Source organism: Cupriavidus necator A5-1 (genome assembly GCF_000744095.1).
Classification (GTDB): Bacteria; Pseudomonadota; Gammaproteobacteria; order Burkholderiales; family Burkholderiaceae; genus Cupriavidus; species Cupriavidus necator_A.
On sequence record NZ_JQLI01000008.1, the window covers coordinates 1,351,948 to 1,377,984 of the forward strand.

At 65.6% G+C, this 26,037-nt stretch carries 28 protein-coding genes and 1 tRNA gene; 18 read left to right on the forward strand and 11 right to left on the reverse strand.

All coding sequences use genetic code 11. The features are described 5' to 3' along the window. Positions 1-38 precede the first annotated feature (38 nt). A complete protein-coding gene (locus tag K307_RS30370) occupies positions 39-635 on the forward strand; it encodes a DUF924 family protein (RefSeq protein ID WP_042884636.1) in 597 nt (198 codons plus the stop codon). 25 nt (positions 636-660) lie between these two features. Here the strand turns inward: K307_RS30370 and K307_RS30375 are convergent, their stop codons facing one another. The 10 genes from K307_RS30375 to K307_RS30420 form a co-directional block, all read right to left on the reverse strand. Beyond that, positions 661-1,245 carry a TIGR00730 family Rossman fold protein gene (locus K307_RS30375; protein ID WP_042884637.1) on the reverse strand — a complete coding sequence of 195 codons (585 nt, stop codon included), beginning with the start codon at positions 1,243-1,245 and terminating at the stop codon, positions 661-663. Further along, entirely contained in the window at positions 1,242-1,943 is a 702-nt protein-coding gene (locus K307_RS30380) for a TetR/AcrR family transcriptional regulator (RefSeq protein WP_042884638.1), read from the reverse strand. The genes K307_RS30375 and K307_RS30380 overlap by 4 nt, the downstream gene beginning before the upstream one ends. Before the next feature lie 92 nt (positions 1,944-2,035). Further along, entirely contained in the window at positions 2,036-2,521 is a 486-nt protein-coding gene (locus tag K307_RS30385; protein WP_080745267.1) for a diacylglycerol kinase, read from the reverse strand. After that, entirely contained in the window at positions 2,448-3,563 is a 1,116-nt protein-coding gene (locus tag K307_RS30390; RefSeq protein WP_042884639.1) for a glycosyltransferase family 4 protein, read from the reverse strand. The genes K307_RS30385 and K307_RS30390 overlap by 74 nt, the downstream gene beginning before the upstream one ends. Before the next feature lie 8 nt (positions 3,564-3,571). After that, positions 3,572-4,642 carry a UDP-2,3-diacylglucosamine diphosphatase gene (locus K307_RS30395; protein WP_230626186.1) on the reverse strand — a complete coding sequence of 357 codons (1,071 nt, stop codon included), beginning with the start codon at positions 4,640-4,642 and terminating at the stop codon, positions 3,572-3,574. A 252-nt stretch (positions 4,643-4,894) separates the two neighbouring features. Beyond that, complete coding sequence (locus K307_RS30400; RefSeq protein ID WP_042884640.1) at positions 4,895-5,875, reverse strand: esterase/lipase family protein; 981 nt, start codon at positions 5,873-5,875, stop codon at positions 4,895-4,897. Then, on the reverse strand, positions 5,872-6,411 hold the full coding sequence (locus K307_RS30405) for an RDD family protein (RefSeq protein WP_042883436.1): 540 nt from the start codon (positions 6,409-6,411) through the stop codon (positions 5,872-5,874). Before K307_RS30405 ends, K307_RS30400 begins: the two co-directional genes overlap by 4 nt. Positions 6,412-6,527: 116 nt before the next feature. Beyond that, positions 6,528-7,313, reverse strand: a complete 786-nt coding sequence (locus tag K307_RS30410) for a DUF3106 domain-containing protein (RefSeq protein WP_042883437.1) — start codon at positions 7,311-7,313, stop codon at positions 6,528-6,530. A gap of 1 nt (position 7,314) precedes the next feature. After that, positions 7,315-7,749: a DUF3619 family protein gene (locus K307_RS30415; protein WP_042884641.1), complete on the reverse strand. Its 435-nt coding sequence runs from the start codon at positions 7,747-7,749 to the stop codon at positions 7,315-7,317. Continuing rightward, the gene (locus K307_RS30420) at positions 7,746-8,315 is read right to left on the reverse strand and encodes an RNA polymerase sigma factor (protein WP_022534046.1); all 570 of its coding nucleotides are present in this window, start codon (positions 8,313-8,315) and stop codon (positions 7,746-7,748) included. The genes K307_RS30415 and K307_RS30420 overlap by 4 nt, the downstream gene beginning before the upstream one ends. A 392-nt stretch (positions 8,316-8,707) precedes the next feature. Here K307_RS30420 and K307_RS30425 point away from each other — a divergent pair, with 392 nt between their 5' ends. The 7 genes from K307_RS30425 (at position 8,708) to K307_RS30455 (ending at position 16,468) form a co-directional block, all read left to right on the forward strand. Next, entirely contained in the window at positions 8,708-10,471 is a 1,764-nt protein-coding gene (locus K307_RS30425; RefSeq protein WP_042884642.1) for an acetolactate synthase 3 catalytic subunit, read from the forward strand. Continuing rightward, positions 10,471-10,962: an acetolactate synthase small subunit gene (gene ilvN, locus K307_RS30430; RefSeq protein WP_022534048.1), complete on the forward strand. Its 492-nt coding sequence runs from the start codon at positions 10,471-10,473 to the stop codon at positions 10,960-10,962. Before K307_RS30425 ends, ilvN begins: the two co-directional genes overlap by 1 nt. Before the next feature lie 130 nt (positions 10,963-11,092). Next, a complete protein-coding gene (gene ilvC / locus K307_RS30435) occupies positions 11,093-12,109 on the forward strand; it encodes a ketol-acid reductoisomerase (protein ID WP_042884644.1) in 1,017 nt (338 codons plus the stop codon). A 249-nt stretch (positions 12,110-12,358) separates the two neighbouring features. Then, positions 12,359-13,009, forward strand: a complete 651-nt coding sequence (locus tag K307_RS30440) for a phosphatidylserine decarboxylase (protein ID WP_042884645.1) — start codon at positions 12,359-12,361, stop codon at positions 13,007-13,009. A gap of 25 nt (positions 13,010-13,034) precedes the next feature. After that, positions 13,035-13,937 carry a CDP-diacylglycerol--serine O-phosphatidyltransferase gene (pssA, locus tag K307_RS30445; protein ID WP_042884646.1) on the forward strand — a complete coding sequence of 301 codons (903 nt, stop codon included), beginning with the start codon at positions 13,035-13,037 and terminating at the stop codon, positions 13,935-13,937. A gap of 154 nt (positions 13,938-14,091) precedes the next feature. Then, positions 14,092-14,595 carry a peptidoglycan-binding protein LysM gene (lysM, locus tag K307_RS30450; RefSeq protein ID WP_042884648.1) on the forward strand — a complete coding sequence of 168 codons (504 nt, stop codon included), beginning with the start codon at positions 14,092-14,094 and terminating at the stop codon, positions 14,593-14,595. Positions 14,596-14,926: 331 nt separating this feature from the next. Then, positions 14,927-16,468, forward strand: a complete 1,542-nt coding sequence (locus K307_RS30455; protein WP_042884649.1) for a 2-isopropylmalate synthase — start codon at positions 14,927-14,929, stop codon at positions 16,466-16,468. Positions 16,469-16,568: 100 nt separating this feature from the next. Here K307_RS30455 and K307_RS30460 read toward each other — a convergent pair whose 3' ends face one another. Further along, a complete protein-coding gene (locus K307_RS30460) occupies positions 16,569-17,102 on the reverse strand; it encodes a hypothetical protein (protein ID WP_042884650.1) in 534 nt (177 codons plus the stop codon). 201 nt (positions 17,103-17,303) lie between these two features. On the opposite strand from K307_RS30460, the gene K307_RS30465 reads away from it, so the two are divergent. The 10 genes from K307_RS30465 (at position 17,304) to K307_RS30510 (ending at position 26,036) form a co-directional block, all read left to right on the forward strand. Then, a complete protein-coding gene (locus K307_RS30465) occupies positions 17,304-18,560 on the forward strand; it encodes a branched-chain amino acid ABC transporter substrate-binding protein (protein ID WP_042884651.1) in 1,257 nt (418 codons plus the stop codon). A gap of 193 nt (positions 18,561-18,753) precedes the next feature. Further along, positions 18,754-19,023 carry a 30S ribosomal protein S15 gene (gene rpsO, locus K307_RS30470; RefSeq protein ID WP_010809136.1) on the forward strand — a complete coding sequence of 90 codons (270 nt, stop codon included), beginning with the start codon at positions 18,754-18,756 and terminating at the stop codon, positions 19,021-19,023. Positions 19,024-19,486: 463 nt separating this feature from the next. Then, complete coding sequence (pnp, locus tag K307_RS30475) at positions 19,487-21,661, forward strand: polyribonucleotide nucleotidyltransferase (RefSeq protein WP_042884655.1); 2,175 nt, start codon at positions 19,487-19,489, stop codon at positions 21,659-21,661. 181 nt (positions 21,662-21,842) lie between these two features. Further along, the gene (locus tag K307_RS30480) at positions 21,843-22,847 is read left to right on the forward strand and encodes an NAD(P)H-quinone oxidoreductase (RefSeq protein WP_042884656.1); all 1,005 of its coding nucleotides are present in this window, start codon (positions 21,843-21,845) and stop codon (positions 22,845-22,847) included. 114 nt (positions 22,848-22,961) lie between these two features. Further along, on the forward strand, positions 22,962-23,708 hold the full coding sequence (tpiA, locus tag K307_RS30485; RefSeq protein WP_042884657.1) for a triose-phosphate isomerase: 747 nt from the start codon (positions 22,962-22,964) through the stop codon (positions 23,706-23,708). 64 nt (positions 23,709-23,772) lie between these two features. After that, the gene (gene secG / locus K307_RS30490) at positions 23,773-24,147 is read left to right on the forward strand and encodes a preprotein translocase subunit SecG (protein ID WP_042884658.1); all 375 of its coding nucleotides are present in this window, start codon (positions 23,773-23,775) and stop codon (positions 24,145-24,147) included. A 188-nt stretch (positions 24,148-24,335) separates the two neighbouring features. Further along, positions 24,336-24,420 (forward strand) — tRNA-Leu (locus K307_RS30495). A gap of 166 nt (positions 24,421-24,586) precedes the next feature. Further along, positions 24,587-24,946 carry an NADH-quinone oxidoreductase subunit A gene (locus K307_RS30500; protein ID WP_039010973.1) on the forward strand — a complete coding sequence of 120 codons (360 nt, stop codon included), beginning with the start codon at positions 24,587-24,589 and terminating at the stop codon, positions 24,944-24,946. Between the two features lie 6 nt (positions 24,947-24,952). After that, positions 24,953-25,435: a NuoB/complex I 20 kDa subunit family protein gene (locus K307_RS30505; protein ID WP_008643342.1), complete on the forward strand. Its 483-nt coding sequence runs from the start codon at positions 24,953-24,955 to the stop codon at positions 25,433-25,435. A 1-nt stretch (position 25,436) separates the two neighbouring features. Then, positions 25,437-26,036 carry an NADH-quinone oxidoreductase subunit C gene (locus K307_RS30510; protein ID WP_042884661.1) on the forward strand — a complete coding sequence of 200 codons (600 nt, stop codon included), beginning with the start codon at positions 25,437-25,439 and terminating at the stop codon, positions 26,034-26,036. Position 26,037 lies beyond the last annotated feature (1 nt).

A 26,037-nucleotide genomic window follows, 5' to 3' on the forward strand; every position in this document is an offset into this window, starting at 1 on the left:
CAATACCAAGACCAAGAGCAGAAAGGACTTCCTGCCTCATGACAGCCCCGTTGCCTGAAGCCGCCCGGCGCGTGCTCGATTTCTGGTTCGAAACGCCTGGGTCGGCCGGCTGGAACACCGAGCGCCGCGCCTGGTTCACCAAGTCGGATGAATTCGATGCGCAGATCCGGCATCAGTTCTTCGCCGACTGGCAGGCCGCGCACGATGGCGCCACGGACGACTGGTCGGTCACCCCCGAGGGCGCGTGCGCGCGCGTGGTGCTGCTCGACCAGTTCCCGCGCAACATGTTCCGCAATGATCCGCGCAGCTTTGCCACCGATGCGCAGGCGCTGGCCCTGGCCAAGCGCATCGTCGCCACCGGCATGGACCGCGCGCTGCCGACCGACCACCACCGCATGTTCTGCTACATGCCGTTCGAGCATTCGGAAGCGCTGGAAGACCAGTACGAGGCGGTGCGGTTGACGACGCAGCTGCGCGAAGCCAGCGGCGGGAAGGTGGATGTGGTGGAGTGGGCCGAGAAGCACCGCGTGATCATCGCGCGCTATGGCCGCTTCCCGCACCGCAATGCGGTGCTGGGCAGGCAGAGTACCGCGCAGGAACTGGCGTTCCTGCGGCAGCCGGGCTCGTCGTTCTGAACGAAGCCCGGCGGCGGGGGCGCGTTCAGGTCTTGTCGCGCGCCTGCTGCCACTTGTCCACACGCACGCGCGGCGCGGCGGCCAGCTGCGCCAGCAGCGCGGCCGGCGTGTCGGCCACGTGCAGCAGGTCGGCATGCACCTGCTTCATGAAACCTTCCTGGACAGCATGGGAGAGGAAGCCCAGCAAGCCGTCATAGAACCCGCCGATATTGAGCAGGCCCACCGGCTTGTCGTGATAGCCCAGCTGCAGCCAGGTAAAGGTCTCGAACAGCTCCTCGAAGGTGCCCACGCCGCCTGGCATGGCGATAAAGGCATCGGCGCGGTCTGCCATCATCTGCTTGCGCTCGTGCATATTGCGCACCACGTGCAGCTCGGTCAGGCCGAGGTGGCCGACTTCCTTTTGCATCAGCGCGTCGGGAATGATGCCGATGGCGCTGCCGCCGTGCTCGAGCACGGCATCGGCGACGATGCCCATCAGGCCCACCTTGCCGCCGCCATAGACCAGCGCCAGGCCGCTTTCGGCCAGCGTGCGGCCGAGCAGGCGCGCGCCCTCGGCGTATTCGGGGCGGTTGCCGGAGTTGGAGCCGCAATAGACGCAGACGGATTTCACTTCTTTTCCTTTGCCGCTTCGGCGGCTGCCTTGGTTGCCGCGTAGTCGCGCGCAAGCTGGTCGAAGGCTTCCCGGGGCCGGCCGCGCAGGTAGGGGGCCAGGATCGAGAAGATGTGATAGCTCGAGCCGTGCAGGTAGCCGCGGATCTGCTCGGGATCGTTGTACTGGCGCGGATGCTGCACGAACTGGAACGACAGCCAGTAGGTGGCGATCACCACTATGTTGGTGCAGATGGCCTCGACCTGCTCGGGCGTCGCCTCCATCTCGCCGTCTTCGATGAACTGGCGGCAGATCTCGTGCGCGAACCGCTGTTTCTGCTCGACGATGCGCTTGAAGTTGGTCTCCAGCATCCGGTTGCGCGCCAGCAGGTCATTGATGTCGCGATACAGGAAGCGGTAGTTCCACATGAACTCGGACATGTACTGCAGGTAGCCCCAGCTTTCGTCCAGGGTGGCCTTGCGGTCGTCCGGCATCTTCAGGCGGCGCTCCATCTCCTGCTCGAAGCGCACGAAGATGGAGTTGATGATGTCGTCCTTGTTGCGGAAGTGGTAGTAGAGATTGCCGGGGCTGATCTCCATCGCTTCCGCGATCGTGGTGGTGGTGACGTTCGGTTCGCCGACTTCATTGAACAGGCGCAGCGAGACGTCGAGGATGCGGTCCCTGGTGCGGCGGGGGCCGGTTTGCGGTTTCGGTTCCATGGGCGTCCGGGCGATCGGTGAATCGTGGCAGGGTAGCGATTATAAGCAATCGGCCCCGGCCCCTGCTGCCGGCACACCCGGCGAGTGACGGATCAGCCCGCCAGCGTCCGCACCCAGTGCACCACGTGCGGTCCGGCGATGGCGATCCAGGTGCCGCCGCACAGCACCAGCGCCAGCATTACCGCGGCGCTGCCGAAATCCTTGGCGCGCTTGGACAGGCTGTGCCGCTCCAGCGAAATGCGGTCGATCGCCGCCTCGACGCTGGAGTTGAGCAGCTCGACGATCAGCACGATCAGCAGCGTGGCCAGCAGCAGGATGCGCTCGACCACGCCCAACGGCAGCACGAATGCCCACGGCGCTAGGATCGCCACCAGCGTCAGTTCCTGGCGGAACGCGCTCTCCTCGAGCACCGCATAACGTAGCCCCGACAGCGAATTGATGGCTGCGTGCCAGGCGCGCGTCAGGCCGCGGTTGCCCTTGTGGGGATTCTGCTCGATCGAATAGTCAGCGCTCTGGACTGCCTGCGGCGGCCTCTGCAGAGGCGGGTCGGACGGCAGTTCCGGATGGGGTTTCGGCATGGCTTTGGGATGCGGGTTGGGCCGCCGCGCTGCCTGGCTTGCCGGCAGCGAAGGGCCGAAGATGGGCCAGGAACTGCTCGGAAGCGGCGCGCCACGAGAACCGCTCGGCATGGGCTCGGGCCGTGGCGCGGTCGATGCGCAGCGCTTCCAGGCAGGCTTCGCGCAGGTCTTCGTGCATCACGCCCGCGGGGCTGTCGCCCAGCACATCGATCGGGCCGGTGACTGGATACGCCGCCACGGGCAGCCCGCTGGCCAGCGCTTCCAGCAGCACCAGCCCGAAGGTGTCGGTGCGGCTCGGGAACACGAACACGTCAGCCGAAGCATACACCCGGGCCAGTTCCGGTTGGCTCAGCACGCCGAGGTAGTTGACCCCCGGATAGCGCGCGCGCAGCGCCGCCAGCGCGGGGCCGTCGCCGACCACCCACTTCGAGCCGGGGAGGTCCAGCGAGAGGAAGGCCTCGACGTTCTTCTCCACCGCCACGCGACCCACGTACAGGAAGATCGGGTGAGCGGTGTTGAGCACGTTGGGGCGCTGCAGCGTGAACACGTCCAGGTCGACGCCGCGCGTCCACAGCACGCCGTGGGTGATGCCGTGGCTGTGCAGGTCCTCCAGCACCACCGGCGTGGGCGCCATCAGGGCGCGCGCCGGGCCGTGGAACCAGCGCAGGAAGCGATACGTCCAGGTCAGCGGGATGCCGAAGCGGGCGTGCACGTATTCCGGAAAGCGCGTGTGGTAGGCGGTGGTGAAAGGCAGTTTGCGGCGGATCGCATGGCGCCGCGCGGCCAGGCCGAGCGGGCCTTCAGTGGCGATGTGCAGCGCGTCGGGGCCGAAGGCTTCGATACGGCGCTGCACGCGTGCCGACGGCAGCAGCGACAGGCGGATCTCGGGGTAGGTCGGGCACGGCACGGTGCGGAATTCCAGCGGCGTGATCATGTCGACCGTGTGGCCCATGGCCTCGAGCTCGCGGCGCGTGGACTTGAGCGTACGCACCACGCCGTTGACCTGCGGTTCCCAGGCATCGGTGACGATCATTATCTTCATGCAGCCTCCTAGGGGGCGGTGGAAGGGCAATGCGGATGGGAGTGACCGGCGCGCGCGGCGCGCCGGCGGGGCTCAGCTGGCCACGGCGGCGCGGCGGCGGCGGCGCGTGGCGGGGCGGGGGCGGGGGCGGGCGGGTCCAGCAGCGTGGTCCAGTAGACGATCTTCAGTTCGCCTTCCATGGTCTCGACCAGCGCCGACAGGCTTTCGACCCAGTCGCCGTCGTTGCAGTAGAGCTGGCCGTTGAGCTCGCGGATCTCGGCCTTGTGGATATGGCCGCAGACCACGCCGTCGCAGCCGCGCCGGCGCGCCTCCTCGACCATCGCGGTCTCGAACGCGCTGATGTAGTTGACCGCGTTCTTGACCTGGTGCTTCAGGTACTGCGACAGCGACCAGTACGGAAAGCCCAGCCGCGCGCGCAGGCGGTTGAAATGGCGGTTCATCGCAAGGATCATCGTGTACAGCGAATCGCCCAGGTAGGCCAGCCAGCGCGCGTGCTGGACCACGCCGTCGAACAGGTCGCCGTGCACCACCCACAGCCGGCGCCCGGTGGCGGTGACGTGGATGGCTTCTTCGCGCACGGTGATGTCGCCGAAGGCCATGCCGTCGAACTGGCGCGCGCCCTCGTCATGGTTGCCGGGCACGTAGATCACCTCGGCGCCCTTGCGCGCCTTGCGCAGCAGCTTCTGCACCACGTCGTTGTGGCTCTGCGGCCAGTACCAGCCGCGGCGCAGCTGCCAGCCATCGATGATGTCGCCGACCAGGTAGAGCTGCTCGGACTCGTTGTGCTTGAGGAAGTCCAGCAGGTAGGTGGCCTGGCAGCCGGGCGTGCCCAGGTGGATGTCAGACAGCCAGATGGCGCGGTAGCGGTGGATCGGGTGCGGCTCGGGCGGGTAGGCGTCCTGCTGCTCGCGCGGCGGGGCCAGCGTTGCGGCATCCAGGCCCGGCGGCATGAAGGCGGTCAGCGCGGCGACGCTGTTGGGATCACTCCCCCAGCCGCTTTCTGGGCTGCGGCCCAGCCGTTGCGTCAGTTGCACAGCCCTCGACAGATATCCGCGGGCAGATCGGATTGCTTGCACCATGGCGGTCCCGGTTGCGGCGATGGCTGCATTCAGCCAGCGTGCGATGACGGTGCCGTGACGGAAACATGACTGCCATATGAAATGGAAAAGGACAACGCCAGCAAGGCCAACGGTTTTGGGTGCACCAAGGCCGCCCGAGCTTGCCTAAGCAAGGTGTTCTCCCTCTCCCCCTCAGGGCAGGTGGGAGAGGGGTGCCGGCTTGACACGCTCGCGCTAAAAAGGGAAGTAAGCCAGCGATCTCAGCGGGCCCAGTCAGCGCCCCCGCCCAGCCAATTCGCCCAGCGCATCAAGCACCGCCCGCACCGCCTCCGGATGCCGCAGCAGCGACACATGCCCGATGCCCGATAGCGGGATATGCCCGGCGCCGTCGAGCCAGCCGGTGCAGGGCGGCCCGGCGATCGAATCGTGCCAGCTGAACACCGAGATCATGCGCGCGCGCAGGCGCGGGGTTTCCGCGGCCGCCAGCGCGCGCAGCCACGGGCTGCCGCAGCGCATCTGGCGCGCATTGTCGCCACCGCCGAAGCGCGCCAGCGCGCTGCCGTGGTGGGGGCTGCCCAGCGTCACCACGCCGGCGCAGGCGTCTTCGTCGCCGGCCAGTTGCAGCGCGGCGCGCGCGGCCAGGCCGCCCATGCTGTGGCATACCAGCAGTGGGGCGCGGCCGGTCTCGGCGGTGAGGCGTCGGATGGCGGCCAGCAGCGCGTGCGCATAGTCGTCGATATCGCCGAACACCGGTTCCAGGTCGATCGCTGCGCAGCGGTAGCCGGCGGCGGCCAGCGCCGGCTGCATGTCGAGCCAGATGGCGTGTCCGCAGGCATAGCCGTGCACCAGCAGCACCGGCGGCGCGTTGCGGCCGGGCAGGGCGTCGGCCGGCGCGGCAAAGGGCGCGTGCGCGCGGAACGGCTGCAGCCAGTCGAACATGCGCAGCACGGCCACACATTCGGTCAGGTAGCAGCGCAGCGCGTCAGGCAGGCGCAAGGGCCGCCGGGTGGCGGCCAGCTCGGCGGGCGGGGCAGGTGGGTGATTGCCGCGGCCGACCCACAGGCCGCGGTCGGTCATGGCGAAGGCGATTGCAATGCCGCTGGCAAGTCCGCCAAAGATGACGGCCACGCCGGCGATCACGGCGCCGGCCCATGGCCAGCCGCCCCACTGCACCAGTGCGGTGGCGATGCCCAGCGCCGCGGCCGTCTGCAAAGCCACCGCGATACGGCGGATGCCGGCCGCCGACAGCCTCATGGCTTGGGTGGCGGGCGCAAGTCGGTGAGCCGCGTGCCGGCCAGGCGGTCGTGCAGGAACTGGCGGCGCGGATCGAGCCAGGCCAGCAGGATCCAGATCAGCAGGCCGGCGCACAGCACGCCGACGAACGGGCCTTTCACCAGCCCCAGCAGGTGGCCGACCGCGGCCGACGGCGGCAGCCACAGCCATGCCAGCACATAGCGCAGCGCCGCCTGCGGCCAGCGCGGCGGCACGCCGGCGGCGTTCTCCACGCGCATGCGCCAGGTCTGCATCGCCAGGGTCTGGCCGGTGCGCTGCCAGAACCAGGTGAAGTACAGCCCCATCACAAGGAAGCTCCACAGCTGGATGGTCAGCGGACCGTCCGCGCCGATGCGTTGCAGCAGCGGCCGCGCCAGCAGGTAGGCGGCGGTGGACGCGCTCAGCACGCCGAACAGCAACACGCCCTCGTACAGCATGCAGGCGAAGCGGCGGCGCAGGGGCGGCGCGGCAGGGGCAGGAGCTGCGGCGGGATTGGAGTCTTGGATGGCAGCGGGCATGGAAGGCGACGGAAGCAGGGCGGGCGCGAGACGCGCCGCGCCCGGGGCAAGACGGCCATTATGCCAAAGGGCCTGCCGCAAATGGCTTGCGGGTTACCCGGCGAGGTTAGCCAGTGTTATTGGCGCGAGGTGGTTTCCGACGCCGAGGCGGCTTCGGTGCTGCCCTCTGCAGTCGTCGTGGCGGGAGTAGCGGGCGCCACTGGTGCGGCGGGTGCCGCGGCTGGCGCGGCTGGCGCCGATGCCGCCGCGGCCACGGCCGGCGCGGAAGCCGCCTGGGCTTCGCTGGCCGGCTTGCCCGCGTTGCGGCTGCCCGCATGGGCGCTGGTCGACTTTGGCTCGTGGCGGATCTGCTTGCTGGTGTCGCTGGGCAGGCGCTTGCCGCTGGGCAGCGCGCTGACGGCGCCGGGCCGGCGCGGTACGCGGTCGGCGGCGGCCAGCTTTTTCTTCTGCTCTTCCGGGAGCTGCTGATACTTGTCCCAGGCTTCTGCCTTCTTCTCGGCCGGCAGCGAGCGGGTGATCTGGTAGTTCTCGCGTGCCAGGCGGCGCTGCTGCGGCGTCATCTTGACCCACTCGGCCATGCGCGCCTGCAGCCGGGCCTGTTCTGCCGGCGAGAACTTCGGGTATCGTTCGGCGATGCGCAGCCACTTGTGCCGGTTCAGTTCCGGCAGCGTGTCCCACAGCGGCTGCAGCGGCGCCAGGATGCGCTGGTTGACCGGGCTCAGCTCGGCCCAGGCGGGGCGGGCGCTGGCGGCGGCCTGCGATGCCGGCGTGGCGCCGGAGGCGCCCTGGGCGTGCGCCGCGGGCGGGAGTAGTCCCCAGCAGGCGGCGGTAGTGGCCGCAGCCAGCAGCAGCGCTGCCAGCCGGCGGCGCGGGGCGTCGGAGTGGGATGTTGCGGGTGCCATGCTATTGCCCGCGCTTGAGGAAGACGTGGAAGCCCTCGTCGGCGTAGGCCGTGGGCGGCAGGTCGTCGAGCAGCATGGCGGCATCGACATCGGCCAGCTCTTCGATGCGCTTCTGCTCCTGCCAGTGGTAGATGCCCATCAGGCCGGCGGCCAGCGCCACCAGCGTCCAGATCAGGCCAAGGCGGCGCAGCCAGGCACCGGCGCGGTGCAGCGGCGAGGCGTCGTCATCGTCGAACAGGGTGATCTGCGATCCCGGCATCGCCAGTTGCGGCACCGGCACGGTGACCGCGGCCTTCTTGCGCGCGAGCGCCATCCGGCGCGCGGCGGCGAGCCGTTGGGTAATGTCGGCCGGCAGGTCGTCCGCGGCGGCGTCTAGTGCCGCCCGAACCTCATGCACAAACCGGCGTTCGCGGATTTCTCTCTCGTTTATGCTCATAGTCGGACCCCCCGTGCACGCAGGGCTTGCGCCAGCGTATGCGTGGCACGGGAACAGTGCGTCTTGACGCTGCCTTCGGAGCACCCCATTACGGCGGCGGTCTCGGCGACGTCCATATCTTCCCAGTAACGCATCAGGAACGCCTCGCGTTGACGCGTGGGCAGGCGCTGGATCTCCTGCTCGATGATGTGCATGACCTGCGCGCGCTCGACCTTGTCGGCGCTGCTTTCGGCCGATTCCGAGCCGGCCTGCGCCTCCAGCGTTTCCAGCAGGTCAGTGTCGTCGCCGCCGTCGCGGTCATCGCGCAGGCTGGAGAACAACGATACCCAGGTGTTGCGCACCTTCTGGCGGCGGAACCAGTCGTGGATGGTGTTCTGCAGGATGCGCTGGAATAGCGGTGGCAGTTCGGCGGCGCCCTTGTCGCCGTATTTCTCGGCGAGCTTGATCATGGCGTCCTGGACGATGTCCAGTGCCGCCTCGTCGTCGCGGACCGCGAACACGGCCTGCTTGAAGGCGCGACGCTCGACGCTGGCAAGAAAATCGGACAGTTCCTGGTCGGTGGCCATTCAGGCGGAGTTGCGGCTGTGTTGCTTCGGGTCAATGGCCCGGTTTTGGTGAATGTGCTGCGTACGGCCCGTGGCAGACGCAAGTGCTGCGATGCTAGCAAAAAAACGCCCTCGTGTACCACTTTGTATTTCGGTAAAGACATTGAGGGGCGGGGAAAACGCTATCGCCTCGGGGAAACCCCTCACCCGTTGGGCGGTGACAAGCGTGAACCACGGTATAGACCGCGCTGGTGCATTGCAGTATCATCCCCGGTTCACACGACATCAGTGGTTGTCTCATCCGGCCGCTTATGAGGCGGTCTTCCATGCAGACGCGCACCGCTTGAACCCGAGCCACAAGCCCGGCAGAGAGCATCCAAACAATTTTTTGCCGAAAATTGCAAAGGACTGAAATGAACATGCCCAGCGCGGAATTCTCCCACGCAGACAGCAATTCATCTGCCGCACCCGAAATGATCGGGGCGGAAATTCTCGTTCACGCACTTGCCGAAGAAGGCGTCGAGTACGTCTGGGGTTATCCCGGCGGCGCAGTGCTGTACATCTACGACGAGCTCCACAAGCAAAAGAAGTTCGAGCACATCCTGGTGCGCCACGAGCAGGCCGCGGTCCATGCCGCAGACGGCTATGCGCGCGCAACGGGCAAGGTGGGCGTAGCGCTGGTGACCTCCGGTCCCGGCGTGACCAATGCCGTCACCGGCATTGCCACCGCGTACCTCGACTCGATCCCGATGGTGGTGATCACCGGCAACGTGCCGACCCACGCCATTGGCCAGGACGCCTTCCAGGAGTGCGACACGGTCGGCATCACCCGCCCGATCGTCAAGCACAACTTCCTGGTGAAGGACGTGCGCGATCTCGCCTCGACCATCAAGAAGGCGTTCTTCATTGCCTCGACCGGCCGTCCCGGCCCGGTGGTGGTGGATATCCCGAAGGACGTTTCCCGCAATTCCTGCAAGTACGAGTATCCCAAGTCGATCGACATGCGCTCGTACAACCCGGTGAACAAGGGACACTCGGGCCAGATCCGCAAGGCCGTGGCGCTGCTGCAGGGTGCCGAGCGTCCGTATATCTACACCGGCGGCGGCGTGGTACTGGCCAATGCCAGCGACGAGCTGCGCCAGCTGGCGGCGATGACCGGCCACCCGGTGACCAACACGCTGATGGGCCTGGGCGCGTTCCCCGGCACCCACAAGCAGTTCCTCGGCATGCTCGGCATGCACGGCACGTATGAAGCCAACATGGCCATGCAGAACTGCGACGTGCTGATCGCCATCGGTGCCCGCTTCGACGACCGCGTGATCGGCAACCCGTCGCACTTCACCTCGCAGGCGCGCAAGATCATCCATATCGATATCGACCCGTCGTCGATCTCGAAGCGCGTCAAGGTCGACATCCCCATCGTCGGCAACGTCAAGGACGTGCTGCAGGAACTGATCGCCCAGCTCAAGGCCAGCGACCTCAAGCCCAAGCGCGAGGCCCTCGCCAAGTGGTGGGAGCAGATCGAGCAGTGGCGTTCGGTGGACTGCCTGAAGTACGACCGCACCTCCGAAATCATCAAGCCGCAGTACGTGGTGGAAAAGATCTGGGAACTGACCCACGGCGATGCGTTCATCTGCTCCGACGTCGGCCAGCACCAGATGTGGGCCGCGCAGTTCTACAAGTTCGACGAGCCGCGCCGCTGGATCAACTCCGGCGGCCTGGGCACGATGGGCGTGGGCCTGCCGTACGCGATGGGCATCAAGAAGGCGTTCCCGGAGAAGGAAGTCGTCACCATCACCGGTGAAGGCTCGATCCAGATGTGCATCCAGGAACTGTCGACCTGCCTGCAGTACGACACCCCGGTGAAGATCTGCTCGCTGAACAATGGCTACCTGGGCATGGTGCGCCAGTGGCAGGAGATCGAGTACGACAACCGCTACTCGCACTCCTACATGGACGCGCTGCCCGATTTCGTGAAGCTGGCCGAGGCCTACGGGCACGTCGGCATGCGCGTCGAGAAGACGGCCGACGTCGAGCCGGCGCTGCGCGAGGCGTTCCGCCTGAAGGACCGTACCGTGTTCCTGGACTTCCAGACCGATCCCACCGAAAACGTCTGGCCGATGGTCCAGGCGGGCAAGGGCATTTCTGAAATGCTGCTCGGCGCGGAGGACCTGTAATGCGACACATCATTTCGGTCCTGCTGGAAAACGAACCGGGCGCGCTGTCGCGCGTGGTGGGCCTGTTCTCGGCCCGCGGCTACAACATCGAGACGCTGACCGTGGCGCCCACCGAGGACTCCTCGCTGTCGCGCATGACCATCGTCACCACTGGCTCGGATGACGTGATCGAGCAGATCACCAAGCACCTGAACCGCCTGGTGGAAGTGGTCAAGGTGGTCGACCTGACCGAAGGCGCGCACATCGAGCGCGAGCTGATGCTCGTCAAGGTGCGCGCCGTCGGCAAGGAGCGCGAGGAAATGAAGCGCACCGCCGACATCTTCCGCGGCCGCATCATCGATGTTACCGAGAAGACCTACACCATCGAGCTGACAGGCAACGGGGTCAAGCTCGATGCGTTCCTGGACGCGATCGACCGCACCGCCATCCTTGAGACCGTCCGTACCGGCGGCTCGGGCATCGGCCGCGGCGAGCGCATCCTGAAGGTCTGATCGCCAGCCGCCCGCACAGCCAGTCGCACAGGTTCAAGCAGTATCCCCCGGGCGGCGCGATCCGGGCGCACACGACGCGCACGAGGATGCCGCCCACCTCATACAAAAGACAGAGATTGAAGGATTTATCATGAAAGTGTTTTACGACAAGGACGCCGACCTCTCCCTGATCAAGGGCAAGAACGTCACCATCATCGGCTATGGCTCGCAGGGCCATGCCCACGCGCTGAACCTGAAGGATTCGGGCGTCAACGTGACGGTCGGCCTGCGCAAGAGCGGCGCGTCGTGGAACAAGGCCGCCAACGCCGGCCTGCAGGTCAAGGAAGTGGCCGAGGCCGTCAAGGGTGCCGACGTGGTCATGATCCTGCTGCCGGACGAGCAGATCGCCGACGTGTACAAGAACGAAGTGCACGACAACATCAAGGAAGGCGCCGCGCTGGCCTTCGCCCACGGCTTCAACGTGCACTACGGTGCCGTGATCCCGCGTGCCGACCTGGACGTGATCATGATCGCCCCGAAGGCTCCGGGCCACACCGTGCGCTCGACCTACTCGCAAGGCGGCGGCGTGCCGCACCTGATCGCCGTGCACCAGAACAAGTCCGGCGCCGCCCGTGACATCGCGCTGTCGTACGCCACCGCCAACGGCGGCGGCCGTGCAGGCATCATCGAGACCAACTTCCGCGAAGAAACCGAAACCGACCTGTTCGGCGAGCAGGCCGTGCTGTGCGGCGGTACCGTCGAGCTGATCAAGGCCGGCTTCGAGACGCTGGTGGAAGCCGGCTACGCGCCGGAAATGGCCTACTTCGAGTGCCTGCACGAACTGAAGCTGATCGTCGACCTGATCTACGAAGGCGGCATCGCCAACATGAACTACTCGATCTCCAACAACGCGGAATATGGTGAGTACGTCACCGGCCCGCGCGTGGTGACCGAAGAGACCAAGAAGGCGATGAAGCAGTGCCTGACCGACATCCAGACCGGCGAGTACGCCAAGAGCTTCCTGCTGGAGAACAAGGCCGGCGCCCCGACCCTGATCTCGCGCCGTCGCCTGACCGCCGAGCACCAGATCGAAGAAGTGGGTGCCAAGCTGCGTGCGATGATGCCGTGGATTGCCAAGAACAAGCTGGTCGACCAGTCGAAGAACTAAGCTGACCTGACTGCCTGATGGTCCGCGCCGCACGGCGGCGGGCCGAAGCCGTTCAGCGTTCCGTGCCATGCCCTTCTATCATCAGAAGGGAAGGGTGCGGGGCCTGGACGGCTTTTTGTTATGCTTGTCAGACTTCGGGCAAGGCGTGCATTATGCTGCTCCGCGACAATGGGGCACCGACCCGGCGGTCGCTATCGCCGCCGCCGCGCCGTCTTGCCATCGTCTTGTATCCACCGAAACTCGTACTGCATGAACTATCCTCATCCGCTGATCGCCCGTGAAGGCTGGCCGTTCCTGGCCGGCGCCTTTGTCATCTCGCTGCTGGTGCACGTCAGCGCGGGCTTCTGGTGGGCGCTGCCGCTGTGGATCATCACGGTGTTCGTGCTGCAATTCTTCCGCGATCCGCCGCGCCCGATCCCTTCGCAGCCCAACGCGGTGCTGGCCCCGGCCGACGGCCGCATCGTCGTGGTCGAAAAGGCGCAGGATCCGTACGCCGGCCGCGAGGCGCTGAAGATCAGCGTCTTCATGAACGTCTTCAACGTGCACTCGAACCGCGTATCGGTCGACGGCGCGGTGGAGAAGGTCGAATACTTCGCGGGCAAGTTCGTCAACGCGGACCTGGACAAGGCCTCGATCGAGAACGAGCGCAATGCCGTGCTGATCCGGCGCGCGGCCGACGGCCAGCTGGTGACGCTGGTGCAGGTGGCCGGCCTGGTGGCGCGTCGTATCCTGTGCTACACCAAGGTCGGCGACAACCTGTCGCGCGGCCAGCGCTACGGCTTTATCCGTTTCGGTTCGCGCGTGGACGTTTACCTGCCGCTCGATGCGCGTCCGCGCGTGACCATCGGCGAGAAGGTGTCTGCCTCGTCGACCATCCTCGCCGAACTCGACGTCAAGTGAGCGACGGCCATACAGGAGGACTGTGATGGTTGCCTTCCATCGACGTAACAAGCGGGTCAACAATGGCAACGTGACGCATCTGCGGCCGTTCCGCCATAACCAGCTGCGCGGTGCCGAAGACTACGACGACGATGCCGCCGAAGACCACGACGACGTCGTCTACGAGCGCCAGCGTCCGCGCCGGCGCGGCATCTACCTGCTGCCCAACGCGTTCACTACCGCGGCGCTGTTCGCGGGGTTCTTTGCCATCGTCCAGGCGATGAACATGCGCTTCGACGTGGCGGCGATCGCCATTTTCGCGGCGATGGTGCTCGATGGCATGGATGGGCGCGTGGCGCGCATCACCAATACGCAGAGTGCGTTCGGCGAGCAGTATGACTCGCTGTCGGATATGACTTCGTTTGGAGTAGCGCCGGCGTTGGTGATGTACGAATGGATCCTGCATGACCTGGGCAAGTGGGGTTGGATCGCAGCCTTTGTCTACTGCACCTGCGCCGCGCTGCGGCTCGCGCGCTTTAACGCGAATATTGGCGTGGTCGACAAACGCTTCTTCCAGGGTTTGCCGAGCCCCGCCGCTGCAGCACTGGTGGCCGGTTTCGTCTGGCTGGTGATCGACAACAAGCTGCCGGTCAAGGAACTGTGGATGCCGTGGGTGGCGTTCGGCATCACGCTGTATGCCGGGCTGTCGATGGTGTCCAACGCGCCGTTCTACAGCGGCAAGGCGCTCGACGTACGCTACCGCGTGCCGTTCGGCATGATGGTGCTGGTCCTGGTGCTGTTCGTGGTGGTGTCGACCGATCCGCCGGTCGCGTTGTTCGGCCTCTTTGTGGCCTACGCGATCTCGGGCTACCTGCTATGGGGCTGGCGTGCCCTGCACGGACAGCAGGGCGGGGTGAAGAAGATGCGCGACAACGGAAGCGATTCCTGATCGTTGCAGGCAGGGAAGGGCGCTACGGCGCCCTTCGTGCTTTCCGGATCATTGAGGGTCTTTGGGGGTCACGGGGGATTCACAATTGTTTTCATGCCGCGGCCTTGAAGGCGTGGCACTCTGCAGTGTTTCCACTTACCGTCAGGAGGATGTCATGGGCATGTTCGACTTCATCAAGGAAGCGGGGGAAAAGCTGTTCGGCACCGGCGAGGCCAAGGCGGCGCAAGACGCTGCCAAGGCGGATGCGTCGGCCGAGAAGGTCGATGCAGCCAACCGTGCGGCGGGCGACGCGATCGAGGCCTATATCAAGAAGATGGGGCTGGATGCCACCGGGCTGACGGTGCAGGTCGACGGCTCGCAGGGGCTGGTCACCGTATTCGGTGTCGCGCCCGACCAGGCCACGCGCGAGAAGATCATCCTGTGCGCCGGCAACGTCGAGGGCGTGGACAAGGTCGAGGACAAGATGTCGGTCAATGTCGAAGCGGCGGAGTCGCAGTGGCACACGGTGGTCAAGGGCGACACGCTGTGGGCGATCGCGCAGGCGGCCTATGGCAACGGCGCCGAGTACAACAAGATCTTCGAGGCCAACGAGCCGATGCTGAGCCACCCGGACAAGATCTACCCGGGCCAGAAGCTGCGCATCCCGCCCAAGGGCTGATCGCTGCGGACGCCGGCCGGCGCGTGCGGAAAACCCTGTGTTGCACGCGCGCGCCAAGTCAGATATAGTCGCAGCCATGATTTCGCGCCAAGTCCTAATCGCCCGCACCACCCTAGGTGGCCTACTAGGCCATCAGGTCGGGACGCGCGCACGCTAAGGACGGACTCACCCCTTAGCGCGAAATCCGCAAGGAATTTTCCAACGCCCCGGCCTGCTCGATGCACGCCGGGGCGTTTTGCATTCCACAGCTCGTGGAGCGCGGAACAGGCGGTAAAGCTCCGGTGGCGGCATGCCGGGGACAGCACACTACAAGCAATCAGGAGCTCCACAAATGTCTGACAAACTCATCATTTTCGACACCACGTTGCGTGACGGCGAGCAGTCGCCCGGCGCCTCCATGACCCGCGAGGAAAAGATCCGCATCGCGCGCCAGCTGGAACGCCTGAGGGTCGATGTGATCGAGGCCGGTTTCGCGGCGAGCTCCAACGGCGACTTTGAAGCGATCCGCTCGATTGCCCAGGTCGTCAAGGACTCCACCATCTGCTCGCTGGCCCGCGCCAACGACAAGGACATCGCCCGCGCCGCCGAGGCGCTCAAGCCCGCCAACTCGTTCCGCATCCACACCTTCATCGCCACGTCCGCGCTGCACATGGAGAAGAAGCTGCGCATGACGCCGGACCAGGTGTACGAGCAGGCCCGCCTGGCGGTGCGCTTTGCGCGCCAGTTCACCGATGACATCGAGTTCTCGCCGGAAGACGGCAGCCGCTCGGACATGGACTTCCTGTGCCGCGTGCTCGAAGGCGTGATTGCCGAAGGCGCGACCACCATCAACCTGCCGGATACCGTGGGCTATGCCGTGCCCGAGGGCTATGCCGAGCTGATCCGCTCGGTGCGCGAGCGCATCCCCAACTCGGACAAGGCGGTGTGGTCGGTGCACTGCCACAACGACCTCGGCATGGCCGTGGCCAACTCGCTGGCTGCCGTCAAGCTGGGCGGCGCGCGCCAGATCGAATGCACCATCAACGGCCTCGGCGAGCGTGCCGGCAACACCAGCCTGGAAGAGGTGGTGATGGCGGTGAAGACGCGCCGCGACTATTTCGACCTGGACGTCGGCGTGGACACCACGCAGATTGTGCCGGCTTCGAAGCTGGTGTCGCAGATCACGGGTTTCGTGGTGCAGCCGAACAAGGCCGTAGTGGGCGCCAACGCCTTCGCGCACGCCTCGGGCATCCACCAGGACGGCGTGCTCAAGGCGCGCGATACCTACGAGATCATGCGCGCGGAGGATGTGGGCTGGACTGCCAACAAGATCGTGCTGGGCAAGCTGTCGGGCCGCAACGCCTTCAAGCAGCGCCTGCAGGAACTGGGCATCGAGCTGGAGAGCGAGAGCGAAGTCAACGCCGCCTTCACCCGCTTCAAGGAGCTGGCTGACCAGAAGGCCGAGATCTTCGACGAGGACATCATGGCCATTGTCTCGAACGAGGCCCAGCATGATGCCAACGAGCACTTCCGCTTCATCTCGCTGTCGCAGCACTCCGAGACCGGTGAGCGCCCGCATGCGCGCGTGGTGTTCAGCATGGACGGCCAGGAGCAGAGCGGCGAAGGCGAGGGCAACGGCCCGGTCGACGCCACGCTCCATGCGATCGAGTCGCGCGTGGCCAGCGGTGCCGAAATGGTGCTCTATTCGGTGAACGCCATCACTGGCGGCACCGAGGCCCAGGGCGAAGTGACCGTGCGCCTGTCCAAGGCCGGCCGCATCGTCAACGGCGTGGGCACCGACCCGGATATCGTCGCCGCCTCGGCCAAGGCCTACCTGGCCGCGCTGAACAAGCTGCACGACAAGGCCGTGCAGAAGATCAACCCGCAGATCTGACCCGACACCTGCGTTAGACGGCGGAAGGCTGACCCGGCCTGAGCGTCCGGACCAAGCCCGTCATTCCCGATCCGGGGATGGCGGGCTTTTTCATGCGCGCCTACCAGCGGCGGAACCTTTCATCCGGTTCGTAGAGGGGGTCGGGCGTGATCTGCGTCCGGCGCAGGACGCCGGCATCGTCGAAATAGAAGTGGAACAGCGACGGCCACACGTCTTCATGGCGGAAGCGGTAGGACCAGACCTCGTTGCGCATCCGCGGGTAGTACTGGATCGGCTCGCGCGTCATGCCGAAATGCTCGAGCACGTCCTGCCTGGTCCAGATATTGATCTGCGCCTTGTAGAGCTCCGGCGTCGAGAGCATGTTGCGGAAGTTGGTCAGCCTGCCGTTGCTGTCGAAGTCTGCCCCGTAGGCGTACTGTCCCAGTGGCTGCTTGGAGTAGATCCAGCGCGAGGTGCCGTCGCGCAGCCGGAACACGTCGGAGGGAGGCCCGAACATCGCCTGGACCTCTGCCTGGGATTGCCCGATCAGCTTCTGGCCTTCCTGCACTGGCATCAGGGTGGCGCAGGCGGACAGCAGCAGGGCGCCCAGTGCCAGCACGAGCCGGCGCGCGCCGCCGGCGATTGCAGAACTCATGGCAAACCTCGGTTGATGCAGGGTGTGATACCGGAAGTGTAGTGGGGCGCCCCGGTTTGTGTGCATGAGACGCTGCTTTTTGTCCGTTCTTTGTGCAAAGTCGCGGCTTCGTCGGGGAAATAGTTGCCCGCCGGATGTCCATGGGGCATTTGCCTGGAGCATGGCTGCTGCCGTACCATCCAGCGCTTTCCGGGAGAGAACATGAAGGTTGCGGCTTGGTGGCGGGGATGGCTGGGCGGGTTGTTGCTGGCGGCGGCGGCGGGCGCGTCGGCGCAGGAGCCGATCCGGCTGGGCATGATCGACGGGCTTTCCGGCCCGTTCGCCAACGCCGGCGAGGCGGTGGTGCGCAACCTGCGCCTGGCCATCGAGCGCATCAATGCGCGTGGCGGCGTCAAGACCGCCGAGGGCGCGCGGCCGCTGGAACTCGTCACCTTCGACAGCAAGGGTAATGTCGACGAGAGCCTGATCCAGTTGCGAGCGCTCACTGACAAGCGCATCCCCTTCGTCCTGCAGGGCAACAGCTCGGCCGTGGCCGGCGCGCTGGTGTCGGCGATCAACCGCCACAACGCCCGCCAGCCGGAGTCGCGCGTGCTGTTTCTCAACTATTCGGCAGTCGATCCCAGCCTGACCAACGAGAACTGCAGCTTCTGGCACTTCCGCTTCGACGCCAGCGCCGACATGCGCATGCAGGCGCTGACCGAGGTGATCCGGCAGGACCAGTCGGTGCGCAAGGTGTACCTGATCGCCCAAGACTACAGCTTCGGCCACCAGGTGTCGCGCTCGGCGCGCGAGATGCTGGCGGCGCGCCGGCCGGATATCCAGCTGGTCGGCGACGAATTCCACCCGATCGGCAAGATCAAGGATTTTGCGCCCTATATCGCCAAGATCAAGGCGAGCGGGGCGGATGCGGTCATTACCGGCAACTGGGGCAATGACCTGACGCTGATGGTAAAAGCCGCGCGCGAGGGCGGGTTGCGGGCCAAGTTCTATACGTTCTATGGCAACGGCCTGGGCGCGCCTGCGGCGATGGGCGATGCCGGCGTCGGCCGCGTGTTGGCGGTGGCGGAGTGGCACCCGAACGTGGGCGGGGCGGCATCCGACGCCTTTTACCAGCAGTTCCGCGCGCGTTATCCGGAGCCCAGGGACGACTACGTCCACCTGCGCATGCAGATGATGGTGGAGATGCTGGCGCGCGCGATCGAGCAAGCCGGCTCCACTGACGCGGTCAAGGTGGCGCGCGCGCTCGAGAACATGCGCTTCGTCAACGACTTCCACGAGGCCACCGTGCGTGCCGAGGATCACCAGGTGCTGCAACCGCTGTACGTGTCGGTGATGGAGCGGCAGGGCGGCGCGGTGCGCTTCGACAACGAGGGCTCGGGCTACGGCTTCCGCACCGTGCGCAAGCTCAAGGCGGCGCAAACCACGCTGCCGACCACGTGCCGGATGGAGCGCCCCTGAGCGTTGGATTTGCCGGGGCAGGCGGCAGGTTCTCCTGCCAGGGCTTTTCCGTTATAATGCGCGGCTGTCGTCGCCTGGCTATTCGCTGGGATGGGCCGGATGGCGGCAGATAGTCCAATAGCATCCATAGCAAGTAACACGACGCATGCGGCGCATCCCGCGCTGTGGCGTTCGCAAGTGAAAGGAAATCAAAATGGCAGTCGCCGATATCAACAAGTCCGAAGTCATCAAGCAGTTCGCCCGTGGCGCCAACGACACTGGCAGCCCCGAAGTGCAAGTGGCCCTGCTGACCACCCGCATCAACGAACTGACCCCGCACTTCAAGGCCAACATGAAGGATCACCACAGCCGCCGCGGTCTGCTGCGCATGGTGAGCCGCCGCCGCCGCCTGCTGGACTACCTCAAGTCCAACGACGCCGACCGCTACCGCGCCCTGATCGAAAAGCTGGGCCTGCGCAAGTAAGGTTGCGCCAGAGGTTGCGTCCGATGGCAGCGCGATTCCTGGGTTTGCACGGTTTCGCGTGAGGCCACGATGCCTGCTTCAGCATTGCTGGGGCAGGCATTTTGCATTTCTGGCCCGGCGCTTCTGTGCCGGGCAGGGGTGCGGCAAAGTTGAGAAAGTGATTTTCGCTTCACTGTGCCCGGCGAGAATTCCGATTCCGCGGGCCCCCGTTGCAGCAAGCCGCGCAACGGAGTAAGTTGTTCTTTTTGTATTTTTGGTATCCCGGACCGGACAAGGAAACAGGGCTTTGTGTCATTCCAGCACGGCATCGGCAACAGTGCCGCGCTGGAATGGCATAGCACTTCCCTGAGACTGCGACCGGCAATCCGGCAGTTAGCCTGCGGCTGAGAACGCAGGCGTCGCATGCCCAGCCCGGGTCTCATGTATGGACCCGCGCGGCGTGCACGCAAGTCAAGGAATGCAAATGTCCATGTTCAACAAGGTCGTCAAGGAATTCCAGTGGGGCCAGCACACGGTCCGCATGGAAACCGGCGAAATCGCCCGCCAGGCCGGCGGTGCCGTACTGGTCAATGTGGAAGACACCGTCGTGCTGGCGACCGTGGTCGCCGCCAAGAATCCGAAGCCGGGCCAGGACTTCTTCCCGCTGACCGTCGACTACATCGAGAAGACCTACGCGGCCGGCAAGATCCCCGGCGGCTTTTTCAAGCGTGAAGGCCGTCCGTCGGAAAACGAGACGCTGACCTCGCGCCTGATCGACCGTCCGCTGCGCCCCCTGTTCCCGGAAGGCTTCTACAACGAAGTGCAGGTCGTGGTGCACGTGATCTCGCTGAACCCGGAAGTGCCCGCCGACATCCCCGCGCTGATCGGCGCGTCGGCCGCGCTGGCCGTGTCGGGCATCCCGTTCAGCGGCCCGGTGGGCGCAGCGCGCGTGGGTTACAAGGACGGCCAGTACCTGCTGAACCCGACCCGCTCGCAACTCGCCACCTCGGACCTGGACCTGGTGGTCGCCGGTACCGAGCGTGCCGTGCTGATGGTGGAATCGGAAGCCAACCAGCTGTCGGAAGAAGTGATGCTGGGCGCCGTGGTCTATGGCCACGAGCAGATGCAGATCGCCATCAACGCCATCCATGAGCTGGTGCGCGAGGGCGGCAAGCCCGAGTGGGACTGGGCCGCCGCGCCGAAGAACGAGCCGCTGATCGCCAAGGTCACCGAAGTCGCGCTGCCTCTGCTGCAGGAAGCCTATCAGCTGCGCCAGAAGTCGGCGCGCAGCCAGAAGCTGAAGGAAGTGAACGCCAACGTGACGGCCGCGCTGGAGGCCGCCGGCGTGGAAGCCGACAAGGTGGAAGTCGGCAACATCATGTTCGACCTGGAAGCCAAGATCGTGCGCGGCCAGATCCTGGGCGGCGAGCCGCGCATCGACGGCCGCGACACCCGCACCGTGCGCCCGATCGAGATCCGCTCGTCGGTGCTGCCGCGCGCCCACGGCTCGGCGCTGTTCACCCGTGGTGAGACCCAGGCGCTGGTGGTGGCCACGCTGGGCACCAAGAGCGATGAGCAGATCATCGACGCGCTCGCCGGCGAATACCGCGACCGCTTCATGCTCCACTACAACATGCCCCCGTTCGCCACCGGTGAAACCGGCCGCGTGGGCAGCCCGAAGCGTCGTGAAATTGGCCACGGCCGCCTGGCCAAGCGCGCACTGATCCCGGTGCTGCCGAAGGACGACGAGTTCGCCTACACCATCCGCCTGGTTTCGGAAATCACCGAGTCCAACGGTTCGTCGTCGATGGCTTCGGTCTGCGGCGGCTGCCTGGCGCTGATGGATGCCGGCGTTCCGGTCAAGGCGCACGTGGCCGGCGTGGCCATGGGCCTGATCCTGGAAGGCAACAAGTTTGCCGTGCTGACCGACATCCTGGGCGATGAAGATCACCTGGGCGACATGGACTTCAAGGTGGCGGGTACCGACAACGGCATCACCGCGCTGCAGATGGACATCAAGGTCCAGGGCATCACCAAGGAGATCATGCAGGTCGCGCTGGCACAGGCCCGTGAAGGCCGCCTGCACATTCTGCACAAGATGCAGGAAGCGATGGGCCACGCCCGCACCGAACTGTCGGCGCACGCACCGCGCATGATCACCATGAAGATCCATCCGGACAAGATCCGCGAAGTGATCGGCAAGGGCGGCTCGACCATCCAGGCGCTGACCAAGGAAACCGGCACCACCATCGATATCCAGGAAGACGGCACCATCACGATCGCGTCGACCTCGACCGAAGGCATGGCCGAAGCCAAGCGCCGCATCGAAGGCATCACCGCGGAAGCCGAAGTGGGCAAGATCTACAACGGCACCGTGCTGAAGCTGCTGGACTTTGGCGCCATCGTCAACATCCTGCCGGGCAAGGATGGCCTGCTGCACATCTCGGAAATCGTCAACGAGCGTGTGAAGGACATCAAGGACTGGCTGAAGGAAGGCCAGCAGGTCCGCGTCAAGCTGATCCAGGCCGACGAGAAGGGCCGCCTGCGCCTGTCGCTGAAGGCTGCGCTGGCAGAAGAGGGTGGCAGCATCAGCCCGATCAATGCCGGCGAAAGCGCCGCGCCGGCAGCGCCGGCCGGTGGCTCGGAGCAGCAGCAGTAATCGGGACGGGCTTGTCCCAAAGGTGCCGCCGCAAGGCGGTGCCACGGAAAAACGGCCGGGCGATGCCCGGCCGTTTTTTTGTTTACACTGCCGGCAACCCATCGAGCGAAGGCTCACACCGACCCCGGCGCGGCGAGTGCAGTGCGGCCCGTGCCGACACAAAGACAAGGAGCAGAGAAGCATGCAAGCCATCGAGATCCGCGAATACGGCGCCCCGGAAGTCCTCCAGCTGACCGAGCGTCCCGACCCGGTCCCCGGCTCGGGCGAGATCCTGATCCGCGTGGCCGCCGCCGGCGTGAACCGCCCGGACGTATTCCAGCGCACCGGCAACTACCCGGTGCCGCCGGGTGCATCGGACCTGCCCGGCCTGGAAGTGGCGGGCGTGGTGGTGGGCGGCGACCTGTCGCATGCGGACAACCGTTTCGGCCTGAAGGTCGGCGACCGCGTCTGCGCGCTGGTGCAGGGCGGCGGCTACGCGCAGCTGTGCACGGCGCCGGTGGCGCAGTGCCTGCCGGTGCCGCAAGGCCTGAGCGATATCGAGGCCGCGGCGCTGCCGGAAACCTTCTTCACCGTGTGGAGCAATGTGTTCGACCGCGGCTACCTGGGGCAGGGCCCGCGCGGCAAGGATGAGACGCTGCTGATCCAGGGTGGCTCGAGCGGCATCGGCACGACCGCGATCCAGATCGCCAAGGCGCTGGGCTTCAAGGTGTTCGTCACCGCCGGTACCGACGAGAAGTGCAAGGCCTGCGAGGACCTGGGTGCCGACCGCGCAATCAACTACAAGACCCAGGACTTCGTCGCCGAAGTGGCGGCGCTGACCGAAGGTAAGGGCGTCGACGTGATCCTCGACATGGTCGCCGGCCCCTACCTGGCACGCGAACTGAAGTGCATCGCCGACGATGGCCGCATCGTCATCATCGCGCTGCTGGGCGGTGCCAAGGCCGAGATCCCGCTGGGCGACATCCTGCGCCGTCGCATCACCGTGACCGGCTCGACGCTGCGCCCGCGCCCGGCCTCGTTCAAGGGCAAGATCGCCGCGGCGCTGCACGAGCAGGTGTGGCCGCTGCTTGCCGCCGGCAAGATCAAGCCGGTGATCCACCAGGTCTTCCCCGCCGCGCAGGCGGCTGAAGCGCACTGCCTGATGGAGTCGAGCGAGCACATCGGCAAGATTGTGCTGACCTGGTAAGAACCGCTTCCGTTGTCATGTGACGGATGCCGCCGCCCGCAACCATCGGGCGGCGGTAGCGCCGTGCCCCCGCCACACGCTACAATGACGGGTTTGATTTCGGAGGGGCACTAAGTGAGACAGAAGCTCGTCATCGGCAACTGGAAGATGCATGGCAGCCTGGCTGCAAACGCGGCGCTGCTGGAGGGAATCAAGGCGGGCGCCGGGCGTTCGACCGGCGCGACCTTGGCGGTGTGCGCACCGTTCCCCTATCTTGCACAGTGCCAGACGCTGCTGAATGGCTCGCACGTGGCTTGGGGTGCACAGGATGTATCGGCGGAGGCGCGTGGCGCCTTTACTGGCGAAGTGGCGGCATCGATGCTGGGCGAGTTCGGCTGCACCTATGTGCTGGTCGGTCACTCCGAGCGCCGCACCTATCACGGCGAGACCGACCAGGTGGTGGCGGCCAAGGCGCTGCGCGCGCTGGAATTCGGCATCGTCCCGGTAATCTGCGTCGGCGAAACGCTGGCCCAGCGCGAGGCGAACGAGACCGAGGCGGTCGTCGGCCGCCAGCTGCAGGCCGTGCTGGAGGCGCTGTCGATAGAGCAGCTGAGCCGCGTGGTGCTGGCCTACGAGCCGGTCTGGGCGATCGGCACGGGCAAGACCGCGACCAGTGAGCAGGCGCAGGCGGTGCACGCCTTCCTGCGCGGCCAGGTGGCGGCGCGCGACGCTGGCGTGGCCGGGCGCATGGCCATCCTGTACGGGGGCAGCGTCAAGCCGGACAATGCGGCCGAACTGTTTTCCATGGCCGACATCGACGGGGGCCTGATTGGTGGCGCCTCGCTGAAGTCGGAAGATTTTCTTGCGATCGGCAACGCCTGAATGCCGGCCGTACCGATCGTCAGATCAGGCAAGTAACTAGCCAAGTAAGGCTTATTAAATTCAAATGGCAATCTTCAAGACTTTGTTGGTGGTGTTGCAGGTGTTGTCGGCGCTGGGCGTGATTGGCCTGGTGCTGATCCAGCATGGCAAGGGCGCCGATGTGGGCGCGGCGTTCGGTTCGGGCGCCTCAGGCAGCCTGTTCGGCGCTACCGGCTCGGCCAACTTCCTGTCGCGCACCACCGCCGTGCTGGCGACGCTGTTCTTCGCCTGCACGCTGGCACTGACGCTGCTGGGCAACTACAAGCCGGCCGCTTCGCTGGGCGTGATGGGTGCGGCGCCGGCTTCGGCGCCCGCCACGGCAGGCGCTTCTGCACCGGCCGCGGCCCCGGCTGCTGCGGCTGCCGCATCGGCGCCCGCAGGCCCTGCTGTACCGAAATAATCCGTTGGCCTTGCGGCGGATTCCTGAGTTTTTTTGCAGTTGTGCGTTGAACAAAGCAAGAAATTTGGGTTAGAATGCAAGGCTTGAAACGATTCCCCAGCGATGGGTCTTGAGCGAAGGCGAAAGCCTCTGCAAAAGGCCTGAAGGGCCTGAAAAACCCGGCGCCAGGCAATATTGTTTCTCCCCCAGCCGACGTGGTGAAATTGGTAGACACGCTATCTTGAGGGGGTAGTGGCGAAAGCTGTGCGAGTTCGAGTCTCGCCGTCGGCACCAAACAACTTGATCGGAGTCCCTGGCCGGGCAATGCACCCGAGCGTGGGGCTCCGGCAGTCCGCAAGGCGGCGCGCCATGGATCTCATGGCTTAGCGCCTGGGGTGGGCAACAGGACGCCGCTTCAGCTGGTGCTGTTGACAACATTCCAGATAAGGCTGGCCGTACCTTGAATCTCGAAGCCTACTTCCCCGTTCTCATCTTCATCATCTTCGGTGTCGTGCTCGGCGTGGCACTGATGTCGATTGGTCGGATCCTCGGTCCGAACAAGCCAGATCCCGCGAAGCTGTCGCCGTACGAGTGCGGCTTCGAAGCGTTTGAGGATGCGCGCATGAAGTTCGACGTGCGCTACTACCTCATCGCCATCCTGTTTATCCTGTTCGATCTCGAAACCGCCTTCCTGTTTCCGTGGGGTGTTGCCCTGAGGGATATCGGCTGGGCGGGTTTCATCGCCATGGGCGTGTTTCTGCTGGAATTCATCGTGGGCTTCGTCTACATCTGGAAAAAGGGCGCGCTCGATTGGGAGTGATGTGAAATGGCAATCGAAGGCGTTCTCAACGAAGGCTTTGTCACGACTACCGCTGACAAGCTGATCAACTGGACCCGCACCGGGTCGCTGTGGCCGATGACCTTCGGCCTGGCCTGCTGTGCCGTGGAAATGATGCATGCCGGCGCCGCGCGCTACGACATGGACCGCTTCGGCGTGATTTTCCGCCCGTCGCCGCGCCAGTCGGACGTGATGATCGTGGCCGGCACGCTGTGCAACAAGATGGCCCCCGCGCTGCGCAAGGTCTACGATCAGATGGCAGAACCGCGTTGGGTGATCTCGATGGGTTCGTGCGCCAACGGCGGCGGCTACTACCACTATTCGTACTCGGTGGTGCGTGGCTGCGACCGGATCGTGCCGGTGGATATCTACGTGCCGGGCTGCCCGCCGACGGCCGAAGCGCTGATCTATGGCGTGATCCAGCTGCAGAACAAGATCAAGCGTACCAACACCATCGCGCGCAAGGGCTGAAATGGCGAAGCTCGAAACCCTGAAGGCCGCGCTCGAGAAGGCTCTCGGCAAGCGCGTGCAGAAACTGATCGAGGCGACCGGCGAACTGACGCTGATCGTCAAGTCCGAAGACTACCTGGAAGCCGCCCGCATCCTGCGCGACGATCCCTCGCTGCGTTTCGAGCAGCTGATCGACTTGTGCGGCGTGGACTATTCCGAGTACGGCGACGGCGCCTGGGAAGGCCCGCGCTTCGCCGCGGTCTCGCACCTGCTGTCGGTTACGCATAACTGGCGTCTGCGCGTACGTGTGTTCGCGCCAGACGATGATTTCCCGGTGCTGCCGTCGGTGATCGACGTGTGGAATTCGGTGAACTGGTTCGAGCGCGAAGCCTTCGATTTCTACGGCGTCGTGTTCGACGGCCACCCGGACCTGCGCCGCATCCTGACCGACTACGGTTTCGTCGGCCATCCGTTCCGCAAGGACTTCCCGGTTTCCGGCTTTGTCGAGATGCGTTACGACCCGGAACAGAAACGGGTCATCTACCAGCCGGTCACGATCGATCCGCGCGAAATCACGCCCCGCGTGATCCGCGAGGACAACTACGGCGGCTTGCAGCACTGAG

What these genes read in the sequence shown, in the direction of transcription:
- K307_RS30370 (WP_042884636.1), top strand. Translation starts at nt 39, where the DNA reads ATGACAGCCCCGTTGCCTGAAGCCGCCCGGCGCGTGCTCGATTTCTGG.
- K307_RS30380 (WP_042884638.1), bottom strand. Translation starts at nt 1,943, where the DNA reads ATGGAACCGAAACCGCAAACCGGCCCCCGCCGCACCAGGGACCGCATC.
- K307_RS30385 (WP_080745267.1), bottom strand. Translation starts at nt 2,521, where the DNA reads ATGCCGAAACCCCATCCGGAACTGCCGTCCGACCCGCCTCTGCAGAGG.
- K307_RS30390 (WP_042884639.1), bottom strand. Translation starts at nt 3,563, where the DNA reads ATGAAGATAATGATCGTCACCGATGCCTGGGAACCGCAGGTCAACGGC.
- K307_RS30395 (WP_230626186.1), bottom strand. Translation starts at nt 4,642, where the DNA reads ATGGTGCAAGCAATCCGATCTGCCCGCGGATATCTGTCGAGGGCTGTG.
- K307_RS30400 (WP_042884640.1), bottom strand. Translation starts at nt 5,875, where the DNA reads ATGAGGCTGTCGGCGGCCGGCATCCGCCGTATCGCGGTGGCTTTGCAG.
- K307_RS30405 (WP_042883436.1), bottom strand. Translation starts at nt 6,411, where the DNA reads ATGCCCGCTGCCATCCAAGACTCCAATCCCGCCGCAGCTCCTGCCCCT.
- K307_RS30410 (WP_042883437.1), bottom strand. Translation starts at nt 7,313, where the DNA reads ATGGCACCCGCAACATCCCACTCCGACGCCCCGCGCCGCCGGCTGGCA.
- K307_RS30415 (WP_042884641.1), bottom strand. Translation starts at nt 7,749, where the DNA reads ATGAGCATAAACGAGAGAGAAATCCGCGAACGCCGGTTTGTGCATGAG.
- K307_RS30420 (WP_022534046.1), bottom strand. Translation starts at nt 8,315, where the DNA reads ATGGCCACCGACCAGGAACTGTCCGATTTTCTTGCCAGCGTCGAGCGT.
- K307_RS30425 (WP_042884642.1), top strand. Translation starts at nt 8,708, where the DNA reads ATGAACATGCCCAGCGCGGAATTCTCCCACGCAGACAGCAATTCATCT.
- ilvN (WP_022534048.1), top strand. Translation starts at nt 10,471, where the DNA reads ATGCGACACATCATTTCGGTCCTGCTGGAAAACGAACCGGGCGCGCTG.
- ilvC (WP_042884644.1), top strand. Translation starts at nt 11,093, where the DNA reads ATGAAAGTGTTTTACGACAAGGACGCCGACCTCTCCCTGATCAAGGGC.
- K307_RS30440 (WP_042884645.1), top strand. Translation starts at nt 12,359, where the DNA reads ATGAACTATCCTCATCCGCTGATCGCCCGTGAAGGCTGGCCGTTCCTG.
- pssA (WP_042884646.1), top strand. Translation starts at nt 13,035, where the DNA reads ATGGTTGCCTTCCATCGACGTAACAAGCGGGTCAACAATGGCAACGTG.
- lysM (WP_042884648.1), top strand. Translation starts at nt 14,092, where the DNA reads ATGGGCATGTTCGACTTCATCAAGGAAGCGGGGGAAAAGCTGTTCGGC.
- K307_RS30455 (WP_042884649.1), top strand. Translation starts at nt 14,927, where the DNA reads ATGTCTGACAAACTCATCATTTTCGACACCACGTTGCGTGACGGCGAG.
- K307_RS30460 (WP_042884650.1), bottom strand. Translation starts at nt 17,102, where the DNA reads ATGAGTTCTGCAATCGCCGGCGGCGCGCGCCGGCTCGTGCTGGCACTG.
- K307_RS30465 (WP_042884651.1), top strand. Translation starts at nt 17,304, where the DNA reads ATGAAGGTTGCGGCTTGGTGGCGGGGATGGCTGGGCGGGTTGTTGCTG.
- rpsO (WP_010809136.1), top strand. Translation starts at nt 18,754, where the DNA reads ATGGCAGTCGCCGATATCAACAAGTCCGAAGTCATCAAGCAGTTCGCC.
- pnp (WP_042884655.1), top strand. Translation starts at nt 19,487, where the DNA reads ATGTCCATGTTCAACAAGGTCGTCAAGGAATTCCAGTGGGGCCAGCAC.
- K307_RS30480 (WP_042884656.1), top strand. Translation starts at nt 21,843, where the DNA reads ATGCAAGCCATCGAGATCCGCGAATACGGCGCCCCGGAAGTCCTCCAG.
- secG (WP_042884658.1), top strand. Translation starts at nt 23,773, where the DNA reads ATGGCAATCTTCAAGACTTTGTTGGTGGTGTTGCAGGTGTTGTCGGCG.
- K307_RS30505 (WP_008643342.1), top strand. Translation starts at nt 24,953, where the DNA reads ATGGCAATCGAAGGCGTTCTCAACGAAGGCTTTGTCACGACTACCGCT.
- K307_RS30510 (WP_042884661.1), top strand. Translation starts at nt 25,437, where the DNA reads ATGGCGAAGCTCGAAACCCTGAAGGCCGCGCTCGAGAAGGCTCTCGGC.